This window comes from Atribacteraceae bacterium, assembly GCA_035477455.1.
Lineage (GTDB): Bacteria > Atribacterota > Atribacteria > Atribacterales > Atribacteraceae > DATIKP01.
On sequence record DATIKP010000026.1, the window covers coordinates 1 to 11,674 of the forward strand.

Annotated in this window: 11 protein-coding genes and 1 other annotated feature; of the genes, 9 read left to right on the forward strand and 2 right to left on the reverse strand. The window is 56.3% G+C overall.

Going from position 1 to position 11,674, the window contains the following annotated elements; genetic code table 11:
• A partial coding sequence (locus tag VLH40_01295; GenBank protein HSV30643.1) for a hypothetical protein occupies positions 1-233 on the forward strand: 233 nt, incomplete at its 5' end.
• 93 nt (positions 234-326) lie between these two features.
• Positions 327-3,032, forward strand: coding sequence for a hypothetical protein (locus VLH40_01300; protein HSV30644.1), 2,706 nt, complete (start codon positions 327-329; stop codon positions 3,030-3,032).
• A gap of 65 nt (positions 3,033-3,097) precedes the next feature.
• On the opposite strand, the gene VLH40_01305 is transcribed toward VLH40_01300, so the two are convergent.
• Together VLH40_01305 and VLH40_01310 are read right to left on the reverse strand one after the other, a co-directional pair.
• Positions 3,098-4,117 carry a glutaminyl-peptide cyclotransferase gene (locus VLH40_01305; protein HSV30645.1) on the reverse strand — a complete coding sequence of 340 codons (1,020 nt, stop codon included), beginning with the start codon at positions 4,115-4,117 and terminating at the stop codon, positions 3,098-3,100.
• A gap of 572 nt (positions 4,118-4,689) precedes the next feature.
• Positions 4,690-5,349, reverse strand: a complete 660-nt coding sequence (locus VLH40_01310) for an HAD family hydrolase (GenBank protein HSV30646.1) — start codon at positions 5,347-5,349, stop codon at positions 4,690-4,692.
• A gap of 648 nt (positions 5,350-5,997) precedes the next feature.
• Positions 5,998-6,249: a binding site (T-box leader), on the forward strand.
• Positions 6,250-6,283: 34 nt separating this feature from the next.
• Here VLH40_01310 and VLH40_01315 point away from each other — a divergent pair.
• The 7 genes from VLH40_01315 to trpB all read left to right on the forward strand — a co-directional run.
• Complete coding sequence (locus VLH40_01315; protein ID HSV30647.1) at positions 6,284-7,690, forward strand: anthranilate synthase component I family protein; 1,407 nt, start codon at positions 6,284-6,286, stop codon at positions 7,688-7,690.
• A 5-nt stretch (positions 7,691-7,695) separates the two neighbouring features.
• Positions 7,696-7,965 carry a hypothetical protein gene (locus VLH40_01320; GenBank protein ID HSV30648.1) on the forward strand — a complete coding sequence of 90 codons (270 nt, stop codon included), beginning with the start codon at positions 7,696-7,698 and terminating at the stop codon, positions 7,963-7,965.
• A gap of 10 nt (positions 7,966-7,975) precedes the next feature.
• On the forward strand, positions 7,976-8,272 hold the full coding sequence (locus VLH40_01325; GenBank protein ID HSV30649.1) for a hypothetical protein: 297 nt from the start codon (positions 7,976-7,978) through the stop codon (positions 8,270-8,272).
• Complete coding sequence (trpD, locus tag VLH40_01330) at positions 8,269-9,312, forward strand: anthranilate phosphoribosyltransferase (GenBank protein HSV30650.1); 1,044 nt, start codon at positions 8,269-8,271, stop codon at positions 9,310-9,312. The genes VLH40_01325 and trpD overlap by 4 nt, the downstream gene beginning before the upstream one ends.
• A 2-nt stretch (positions 9,313-9,314) precedes the next feature.
• Positions 9,315-10,118 carry an indole-3-glycerol phosphate synthase TrpC gene (locus VLH40_01335; GenBank protein ID HSV30651.1) on the forward strand — a complete coding sequence of 268 codons (804 nt, stop codon included), beginning with the start codon at positions 9,315-9,317 and terminating at the stop codon, positions 10,116-10,118.
• On the forward strand, positions 10,106-10,780 hold the full coding sequence (locus tag VLH40_01340; protein ID HSV30652.1) for a phosphoribosylanthranilate isomerase: 675 nt from the start codon (positions 10,106-10,108) through the stop codon (positions 10,778-10,780). The genes VLH40_01335 and VLH40_01340 overlap by 13 nt, the downstream gene beginning before the upstream one ends.
• A gap of 5 nt (positions 10,781-10,785) precedes the next feature.
• Positions 10,786-11,674: tryptophan synthase subunit beta (gene trpB / locus VLH40_01345; GenBank protein HSV30653.1), on the forward strand; the 889-nt coding region annotated here is incomplete at its 3' end.

Sequence of the window (11,674 nt, forward strand, 5' to 3'; positions counted from 1 at the left end):
GCCATCCTTGGCCTATTTACTTCGAAAATGCGGTGATTTCGGCGGCTGATTTAGGCAACTCAGGCCCCGGCTTCCTTTGTTGTTTTGCAGCAAAATTACTTATTACAGTAGAATCAAAGATAAAATATGTTACCAAGTACAAGGGTCAACCTGGCGAACTCAGGCTATGCCGACCTCATGCCGGTCAAGCACCTGGCCTATGGAATCGGGAATCTCCGGATTTTGATGGATAGCGGGACAGAGTCTGGGGGAGATCTTGCAACGGAGCAATATTCGGGTTGAGGAGGTGCAGTTTCCAAAATGAGGGTCGCTTGGAAACGGTTGCGATGAACGGATACGGTAATTCAGACCGGAAACGGATTTCCGGCTACGCTCTTTGCCTGTTTCTGGCGTTTTTCCTCATGTGTTCGACCTCGGCGGCGTCGGCCCGGCGGAGCGATCCCCGGCTTGACTGGCGGGAGATGGTAACCCCCCGTTTCCGTGTAGTATTTCCCGCTTCGCTGCGGGATATTGCTCAAAAAACCGCCCGAATTGCCGAAGAAACATTGCCTTTACTTGAAACGTTTCTGGGAACGCAAATTCCCTATCGGCCGGTGATCGTTGTGCGCGACGAAAGTGATTTACCCGTTGGTTACGCAGATCTCCTGTACGGGGAAATTCAGTTTATGGTGGCGGAACCCTTCGATCTTACCTTTGGCAATCATTTTGAAAGCTGGATCACTCTGGTGCTGGTTCACGAACTCGTCCATCTCGTCCATCTGGGCGCGGTTGGACCCGACGTAGAAAAAATCCGGCAGGTTTTGGGATACGTGGCGCTGCCCAACATGTTGCAACCGATCTGGGTCTGGGAAGGGTACGCTATGTATGGGGAATCGCTCTTCAGCAATGGGAACCGAAACGGGAACCCGGTCTACGAAATGTATCTGCGAGATATGGCTCTGCGCGAGGCCTTCGTTCCCCGTCATCTCCTGGCCGGATACAGTTTCCTGGATGCCTGGCCCGGCCGGATGGGCGTCTATCTGTATGGGGCGAGTATCATCCGGTATGTAGCCGAACACTATGGTCACGACGCGCTCGCCGCGTTGAGCCATGAGCGTTCGCAAAGTCTGGATCCGGCCGGTTTTGGAAAAGCGTTTGAACGGGCTTTGGGAAAAACGGTCGACGAAGTATGGCAGGAGTGGCAAGACACGCTCAGACGCTCGGCGGAGGAAGTGGTTCTTCGGATCGAGCAGGAGCCTTTGACCTCTTACCGATGGTTGACTGAAAAGGGCTTCTATTCCCGGAACGCCGTTTTAAGCCCGGATGGACGAAATCTGGTGTATTCCCTTATTCACCCCCGCTATCTTCCAGGACTTCGACTGGTAGACCTTCGTAACGGCAAGGAACGTCTTCTGGTACACGGGATCATTGGCGGTCGGCCTTCCTTTTCCGCCGACAGCCGTTTTCTGGTCTATGCCAAAGTCGCTTCCGATTTATTCACCGAATGGTACGATCTGTACCTCTATGATTTCGAAAAAGGCCGGGAAAGCCGGTTGAGCCATAGGGAACGGGCCTTCAGCCCGGCTTTTCAGAATGGGGCCATACTCTATCTCCGGCGGAACCGGATGCCGGAGGCTCTACTCAAACTGTCACTGCAGACTGGTGAGACGGAAGTGCTGTATGAGTTTTCCGCTGATTTTCGACCGCTGCATCTCGCGGTGCACTCCCGGGAAAAAAACATCGCGGTGACCGGCCGATGGCGCGGTCGTCTGGTTATCGCCCTCTTCGACCTCTACACCCGCCGGTGGCAGTGGGTCACCACCGCGACCTTTCCCGATCCCGTTCCCTCCTTTTCCCCCGATGGCCGTTTCCTGATTTTTTCCGATGCCTGGGATGGAATTTTTAACGTCTATGCCTTTGAATTGGCCAAGGGACGGTTTTTTCGGTTGACCAACCTAATCGGAGGGGCCTTCGAACCGGTGTTGACGGCAGACGTTGGGTATGCCTCGTTTTTCGGGGAGGGAGGATACAATATCGGTATATTTCCAAACGATCCGGATACTTGGGAAGAGGTTGTCTGGCCGGTATGCGTTCCCCCGGACGACAGGCTGTGGTCTCGATTCGCCGATGGGGCGCTCTACCCGGAGAGGCCCTATCGAAGCCTCACAGGATTAGCTCCCCGCTATTGGATCCCAGCGGGAAATGGAATTTCTCTCTCCGGTAGGGATCCGCTGAACTTTCATTCCTATACGCTTATTTTTGAGTTTCTCGGTGACCGACCGACCGGGTCCTTGCGTTATCGGGGAACCTTCGTTCTCCCGGAACTCGCTCTCGATCTGTCTTTCGAGGGGGATCGGATGGAATGGGGAGCCGGTATTTCGGTCCCGTTTACTGCTGAAGAAGCCGGCAGAGGGAATCTGGGGATCAGCTATCGCCGGGTCTGGAAAGACGATCCGCTGTATGAGGGGTTCTGGACCGGGGTGGTCGCGACGGCGGACTGGAGTACTTCCGGTGGCGATGACCGGTGGATCGAAAATGCCGAGTGGGCTTTGACCGCCCGTTGGGGAGAACGGGAAGGAACCCGTGAAAATGACCTGATTTTCTCCTGGCGTAGTGCCCGTTTACGGGCTGGGAATCCGCTCCTCCGATTTACTGCTGAATTGGTGCTGGGGGTGAGTGATCTTGCCGGATTCTATGCGCTGGGCGGACGGACCGGTCTTTGGGGGATATCCGGGTACCCCGAAGAAACGTTACGGGGAGCGCTGGCCGGAAAGCTACGAGTTGCCGGGACCTTTCCGCTTGTGACCATCGATGCACCGCTATTCGAAATGGGGGCTGTGAAGGGGATCACGGGAACGCTCTATCTGGAAGGCGGTGCTGCCGGGGAGCGCTGGTCGGCACTGGAAAGTCGTTTTGCTGCCGGTGGGGAAATCACCCTCCGGTCATACCTGGCTGAAGAACTGCCGCTCAACCTGACGATAGGATATGTTTTCCCCCTGGATCGGGACTTGCCGGGCGAGTGGTACCTGGATGCCGGCATCCGTTTCCACTGACCCGGCTATGTTTTAATCACATATCACCAAAGATCCGGGACTCCCCGAACCGACCCGCTATTGATCTATCCCGGAGGCAGCGGTACGAGAGCGATTTCATACACGTATGGCCAGAGCTTTCCGGTCACGAATTTCCGGTGAGTCAAGGGATCGTAGGCGATCCCGTTCAGGACATCCGCCGACATTCGAAACGAATTACCGAGCCCCCGAAAGTCCACCCATCCGGTCACCTGGCCGGTCGATGGGTCGATGATCAGAAGCACGTCCTCATACCAGACATTGGCGTAGATAGCTCCGTCGATATATTCCAGTTCGTTGATCCGTGTGACCGGTAGGTTTTCCAGGGTGATCGATACTTTTTTTACCACCGTGAAGGCATCGGGACACATAAAATAGAGACGGTCGGAACCGTCGCTGGCGATCAGGTGCGTGCTGTCATCGGTCAACCCCCAGCCTTCGAAATCCAGGGCGAAGCGGCCCCGCCGGGTAAAGTCGGCGAGGTCGTAAACAAATGCGGTTTTTTCCCGCCAGGTGAGCTGCACAAGCACAGAATCAATGAGGGTCAATCCTTCACCGAAATAGCGGTCAGGAAGGTGGAAGATTCGGTCGATTTCCCCAGTGGTTGGCTTAACCCTGCGTAGCGATGATCTCCCGTGCAGGCCGGTACTTTCGTAAAAATACCCGGCATGGTAGAGAAAACCCTGAGTGAACGCCTCCGGATCATGAGGTAAGGTAGCCAGTACCCGGTAGGTAAAGCGGGGAAGGTCGTTCAGTGCGCTGAGACGTTCGGGCAGGGTTTGAGCGGAGGCGGTTATACCGAAACAAAGTACGATTAGAAGAGTAAGGACACCAAGTCCGCCCCGTCCCGACATTTTACCCAATACGAAGACGCTGGATAAAATCCGATATCCCAGCTTCTTCATTGGGGTTGACCCGGATAGTCCCGCCTGCCAGGCAGCCAGGCAATCCCGATCCCCACCACCCCGCCCGAAGCCGGTCATCCGGTACCGAGTGTATCTACTCACCGGCGGTAAATGAGTGTGTTCATCGCGCTTAGTGGAATAATCACAAATTTTTTTCTTCATCGTTTCCTCTTTTCTGTGGATCCTTTACTATATTACTGCAATCCGATTCAGTGAAACAGTGATCCTCCCCCAGAACAACCGACATCATATTAAGACCCTCTCCGGTACCTAAGACCCTCTCCGGTACCGGTACAGCTTCTCAAAAGTACCGGGCTCAGATACCCCAGGGAAGAGTGGATGCTCAAGGGACCATAGAACGACTCGCTATGTTCGAAAAGTCTTCGTTGCGCTTCCCCCTTGCCATGATAGGCGGCCTGGTGAACCAGTTCCGTTTTCAGGGTCTTGAACAGGAGTTCCACCCAGGCGTTGGCTTAACAGTTCCCCTGCCGGCTCATGCTCCAGCGAAACCATAGCGTGGCAAGAGTGCTGGTAGGGGAGAGAGGCGTGCTGTCTCCCCCCGGTCGGAATAGGAGATATTCCCCGAGAAAGATTTGGGGGGCATCAATGACCACGTCCGGTTGCAGTGATGCTGAAAAGGCCGTCCTTGGCCTTTTTGCTGCGAAAATGCGGTGATTTCGGCGGCTGATTTAGGCAACTCAGGCCCCGGCTTCCTTCGTTCTTTTGCAGCAGAATTACTTATACTCCACTTTTCCAGCCGGGTGTTCCAGGCCTGGCATTTCAACCAGGTTCAACAGATCCAGGGGATGGATCAGTGCGATATCGGAAGGAATCGTCATCCCCTGCTGTACTCCCCATAAGGCCAGGGCAAAGTCGACACCGCTATCCCTCGCGCACTCCGAATCATAGATGGTATCTCCAACGAACAAAGCTTCTTCCGGAGCGCAGGAGGCCAGTTCCAGGCAACGCAGGAGCGGTTCGGGATGCGGCTTGTGAAAAGTGACCTCATCCACACACACCCGATAGGGAAAGTAATGCATCATTCCGAAGGGACCGAAATCGTCCGATAATTCTTCCCGGGTCTTTGAAGTCACGATCCCTTTCTTGAGGCCTTTTTCTTCCAGGCGTTCGATCAAGTCCCGGATCCCGTCAAAAAGACGGATCTCTCCGGACAAACTCTGGATATGGTCGTTCCATTCCCGTAAGGACGCCTCCCGGTCCACCACGCCGAGCCGGCTCAAGGACGCGTCACCGGGAATCCCCACGGCAAAGCTAAGATCCTGTCCCTCTACCCTATGGCCTCTCTTTTCGAGGACTCTCTGTAAAGCCCGGATAATCACCCGTTCGGTATCGATCAGTGTTCCGTCCACGTCAAATATAATACATTGATACACGTTCTCAATCCTCCATCGATATAACTAAAATCGCTCTTCTATCGTTTTCTGTCACCTGCAACCCCGGCCACCACGTCCCGTAATCCCAGTGGCCAAGGCACAAGAAACCAGTATACCACGAATGTTTCACCGTGTAGAAAGGGGTCAGGTCTTGAAATATCACTTTTCCGGGATCATCTTCTGTCCCCCTTAACTGGCGGTAATGTAGTGAAAACAAGGCGGTCAGCATTTTTCAATATATACCTCAGGGCAAATCTCCTGAAGACCCGGTCATCCCAAGTAACGTCGGCGGGGGGGTATTTCCAAGACTATATCTTTTGCCTTAAGTAGCACCCATCAACTTTGCAGGTACCATATTTCATGAGAGAAAAAAGCGGCTCGTCTTGAACCTCGCTGACAATTTCCTCTCAAGAGCTCTTAACATGTCCTCTTTCTGAAACCTGCTGTATAAAGGGGGGTAACCCCGCAGGTCATATCTGACCAGGGTCCCGGGAAAAGACCATGACCCTTCGGGATGGCTTGCCGATCTGGGGCATCAGTTATGGGGAGGTGTCTCAAGAGGACATTTCAAAAGAGTCTTGACAAAGAGCCGCCGCGCTCTTGACACAGTCACCTTGATGTGCTTGAATTGGTTTGACAATGATATAGGGAATGGCTGTGACGAGGACGAGTACCTTTCCGGGAGGTTCCCAAGAGAGCCGGGGTAAGGTGGAAGCCTGGTGGACCGGGGGAAGGGAATGGACCTCTGAGCTGCCCGCCGAAAGCGCTGACCAGTAGGCCGGGAAGGGTTCTGACCTTTATAACGGGCCGGGTATCGGACGAAATGTCCCGCACCCGAGTGAGCGGACGGATCATCCGTCAACAGGAGTGGCACCGCGAGTGTGAGCCCTCGTCTCTTGAAGAGACGAGGGCTTTTTGTTTGGGGGAGGACAGTATGGGGCAAATCACTCCGAACCGGGATACGTTTTTACACCGGTCAAAGCAAGGGTATGACTACATTCCAATACAAAAAAGCGTCCTGGCCGACCGGGTTACCACGATATCGCTCTTTGACCGCCTCCGGAACCGGACCCCGGTCATTTTCCTGGAAAGTGCCGAGAGGGGGGAGAATTGGGGCCGATACTCCTTCCTGGTTCTTAATGTGGACGCCGAGTACCGGATGAATGAGTACGGGGACTGTATTTTAGACCTGGAGAAGCGGTTTCCCCCCGCTTCGGTGTACCCTGAACCGGACCTCCCTTTTCTGGGCGGAGCGGTCGGTTTTTTCAGTTACGATGCAGTGAAGTGTTGGGAGGAGCGAGTGCCTCGCAAACCCGGATCCTATCCCTTGACCTGGTTCGTTGACGCCCGAAGATTTCTGTTTTTCGACCACTTGAAACATCGGATGGGAGCAGTGGCTCTGGTTCCGGCCGGAGAAGAGGAAAGCTACCGCCGGGCGGAGGAGTGGGTGGAGGAAACGATGAATGCGGCCGAACAGGACGGAGGGCCCCGCCGGGACGAGTTCCGTTTGACCGGGGAGTTTAGGTCGAATTTTACCCGGGAGGATTTCGAAAATTCGGTTAGAGAAGTGCGCAGGCTCATCGAAGAAGGCCATGCCTCCCAGGTGGTTTTGTCCCAGAAGTTCTCCGCGCCTTTCACTGGTGACCCTTTTGTGGCTTACCGGGTACTGCGTTCGCTCAATCCTTCTCCCTATCTGTATTACCTGGATGCCGGGGACTTCCAGATTGCCGGGTCCTCCCCGGAAATGCTGGTCAAGCTGGAGAACGGAATCCTGCGGACCAAGCCCATCGCCGGAACGAGACGGCGGAGGAGCGCCGGTGAAGAGGCGGCCATTATCCAGGACTTGATGGCAGACGAGAAAGAACGGGCCGAACACATAATGCTTCTGGATCTGGGGAGAAACGATCTGGGGCGGGTCTGCCGCAGCGGAACAGTGGCGGTCGAGGAATTCATGAAAGTGGAGCGTTATTCCCACGTCTACCACATCACCTCGACGGTCAGCGGTCAGTTGAAGGAGGGTCTGAATTCCTGGCGGGCACTGGCGGCCTGTTTCCCGGCCGGTACGGTCAGCGGCGCTCCCAAGGTCCGGGCCATGCAGGTGATCGAAGACCTGGAACCGGATGCCCGGGGACCCTATGCGGGGGCCTTGGGGTACGTGAGTCTTAACGGATCGATGGATACCTGTATCGTGATCCGCAGTATGTACTTTCAAAACGGGACAGTGACAGTGCAGGCCGGGGCGGGCATCGTGTACGATTCGGTCCCGGAAAACGAATACGAGGAGACCAGGAGTAAAGCCGAGGCCTTACTCCTGGCCTTACAGGAAGCGGGCAGGAGGTAAAAGCCATGACGCTGGTTATTGACAATTACGATTCGTTTACCTACAACCTGGTACAGTACCTGGGGGAGATCGCTGGAGAAGAACCCCGGGTGGCGCGTAACGATGCCATTACGCTTTTGGAAATCGCTCGAATGGGTCCGGACCGGCTGGTCATTTCCCCGGGCCCCAAAGATCCCCGGGATGTCGGCCTGTCCAACGAAATCATCGCCCGTTTTTCGGCCATCATCCCTACCTTAGGGGTGTGTCTTTGGCCATCAATGTATCGGCTACGTTGAAGGTGCCCGGATCGTCAGAGCACAACGCCCCTGCCATGGCAAAACCTCCCGTATCCGCTTGCTGTCTTCTCCCTTGTTCAGGGGCTTACCGGAATACATCACCGCCGGACGCTACCATTCCCTGATTGTCGAGGCCCCCACCCTCCCGGCGACGCTGCGGGTGACCGCCTGGAGTGAAGAGGGCGAGATCATGGCCCTTCAGCACGTCTTGCGGCCGTTGTTCGGGTTGCAGTTTCATCCCGAATCGGTCCTGACCCCGCAGGGGAAAGTAATCCTCAAGAATTTCCTGGAGGTGACCGGACCATGACCCTTACCCTGCGTGACGTCCTTGACCGGTTCCGCGAAGGAAAACCCTTCTCTTTCCCGGAATGCCGTTTGATCATGAACGCCTTCCTGAATGGCGACTACAATTCCGTTCAAACGGCCTCTATCCTCACCGCTTTTCATCTGCGGGAGGTAAATGCCGATGAGCTGGCCGGGTTCACGGAGGCTTTACGGGAACGGGCTATTACCTTTGTTCTCCCTCCGGGGACCCGGGCAGCGGATAACTGTGGAACCGGGGGTGATGGGGCGGGAACCATGAACTTATCGAGCGCCGCGGCGCTGGTGGCCTGTGCCGCCGGGTTACCCATCGTCAAGCACGGGAACCGTGCGGTGTCCAGCCGAAGCGGGAGTGCCGATTTCCTGGAAGCCCTCGGAATTCAAATTCAGCTTACACCGGAGGAGATGCGGGAGGTCTTTTTGGCTACCGGCTTCGCATTTTTGTTCGCTCCCGTCTATCATCCGGCCATCCGGGCGGTCCAGCCGGTCCGCAAGGACCTGGGCATCCGGACGCTCTTTAACCTGATCGGTCCTTTGGCTAACCCCGCCCCGGTCACAGCCAAGCTGGTCGGCGTCTCACGGGCCGAAGATCTCCCCGTTTTCTCCCAAGCTATGGCCCGGCTTGGGTATCAGCGGGCCCTGACTGTCTGGGGAGAACCGGGTCTTGATGAAGTGAGTCCCTGCGGAATCACCCGCCTGCTTTTTCGGGATGGACAAAGTGAGCATGAATATGTCTTTCATCCGCTGGACCTCGGGTACGGGGTCTGCCCCCTCGAAGCCATCCGGGGAGGGAGCGCGGAGGATAACGCGGCGATGTTTAGGGCAATCATCAATGGCCAGGAGCGCGGTCCGCGACATATGGCCGTGGTCCTGAATACGGCCGCCCTGTTCTGGGTCTGTGGGGAGGTAGCGGACCTCCGGGAAGGGTGTGAACGGGCGGAAGAAACCCTGAACTCCGGACAGGCCCGGGAATTTGTCGACCGCCTGGTGACCACCGGCTCCCGTCTGGCGAGGAAGGAGGTCTGAACATGGAGACCATCCTGGAACAAATCGTTCACCGTAAAAGGCGCCGGTTATTCGGGGGGACCTATTCTCCGGTGCAGGTGGCCGACTTGATCGCCCGGGCGAAGGATCGCAGGAAAGAGTTCCTAAGAGCCCTGGCCGGGCGTCCTGGACCGAATGTGATTGCCGAAATCAAGGCGGCTTCGCCCTCCCGGGGGACGATCATGCCCTCGCTGAGCCTTCCGGTGGTGGCCCGGACCATCGAGGGTTATGAGCGGTGTGGCGCTTCGGCGATCTCGGTGGTGACCGAAGAGGAGTTTTTCGGGGGAAGCCCGGTTCTGTTGAGCCAGGTCCTTCAATCGACCGATCTTCCGGTGCTTCGGAAAGACTTTGTGATCGAAGAAACCCAGATTTTCGAAACGGCCTTCCTGGGAGCCAGTGCATTACTGCTGATTGCTCGGATTGTTTCCTGGAAACGGTTGGAACATTTCATCGATTTGTGTGAACTGGTCGGCATCGCTCCCCTGGTGGAAGTCCACGATCGGAGGGACCTGGACAAGGCCTTGGAGGCCGGAGCGTTTCTGGTGGGGATCAATAACCGCAACCTGGCCACTTTACAGGTGTCGATCGAGCATACCCTGGCGCTTTTACCGGCGATTCCCCCCGGGATCAGCGTGGTTTCGGAAAGCGGATTTCGCCAGCCCACCGATATCCGGCGGGTGATGGCCGCGGGGGTAGTGAATTTTCTGATCGGGGAGACCCTCCTCTTGTCCGAAGAACCCGGTAAAACCTTGAAAGAACTTAAGGAGGTGAGCCTGTGCCCCTCCTGAAAATCTGTGGCATTACCAGGGAAGAAGATGCCCGGTGGTGTGAAAGTTCCGGGGTCTGGGCGCTGGGTTTCATATTGGTTTCCGGAAGCCCCCGCTATTGCCCGCCAGAAAAGGCCGCGGGCATCATTCGGCAGTTGAGGGGCAAAGCGCTTGCCGTCGGAGTCTTTCAGGATGAAACCGCCGCAAACGTCAACGACATAACCCGGCGGTGCGGGTTTGATCTGGTCCAACTCCATGGAGAGGAAGCTCCCGAAGAATGCCGGGCGGTGGAGGTTCCGGTGATCAAGGCGTTTTCCGTGGATGAGGGCTGGGTCCCGGCCTCCCTCGCCAGCTATATTGGGTCTATCGCCATGGTGCTTCTCGATGCGCGGCGGGGAACGCAACGGGGCGGGACCGGATGGCCTTTTCCCTGGGAGGTTCTGCCGCTCCTCGCGGATTTATCCCTCCCATTGATCATTGCCGGGGGGCTGGGAGAAGAAAATATTCCCGACCTATTGAGTCGCTGTTCGCCCTGGGCCATCGATTGCAACAGCCGGGTGGAAACCGCTCCCGGCTGCAAGGACCGCCGGACGATTCGCCGGATACTGAACCGATTATCCCAATACAGAAAGGAAGTAAACAGTGCGCATCTGACTCACCAGACACTAAAGGAAAGGACTTAACAGCCATGAATGAAAAGGGTTTTTTTGGATCCTACGGCGGGTGTTTTGTTCCGGAGATTCTGATGCATCCACTCGAAGAACTGGAAGAGGCATACCGTACTTACACCGAGACCGAAGATTTCCAAAGGGAATACACCAGGCTTCTGACCGACTATTCCGGCCGGCCGACCCCCCTTACTCATGCTGCGAGGATGAGTGGTCTTTTGGGCGGAGCACGGATCTACCTCAAGCGGGAGGACTTAAATCATACCGGATCCCATAAGATCAACAATACCCTGGGGCAGGTGCTACTGGCCAAAAAAATGGGAAAGAACCGGATCATCGCCGAAACCGGAGCCGGCCAGCATGGGGTGGCCACGGCGACGGCCTGTGCGCTTTTTGGGCTTGAGTGCCTGGTGTACATGGGGGAAGTGGATGTGGCCCGGCAAAAGTTGAATGTCTTCCGGATGCAGATGCTGGGGGCTTCGGTCGTTCCCGTGACCAGCGGTTCCCGGACCCTCAAGGACGCCATCAATGCCGCTATGCGCGACTGGGTGGCTAACCTGGATACCACTTACTATGTCATCGGATCGGTGGTCGGACCCCATCCTTACCCGACCATGGTGCGGGATTTTCAATCGGTTATTGGCCGGGAATGCCGCCAACAGGTCCTGGTAACCTGCGGGCGGCTGCCGGATACGGTCCTGGCCTGCGTGGGCGGAGGGAGTAACGCCATGGGGATTTTTTCCGAGTTTATCGGGGATTCGGCGGTCCGCCTGATCGGTGTCGAAGCGGGAGGACTGGGCCTAGATACCGTTCACCATGCGGCCAGCCTCTCCCGGGGGAGCCGGGGGATCCTGCACGGGTCCTTGAGTTATATCCTACAGGACGACCAGGGCCAGATCCGGGAAACCC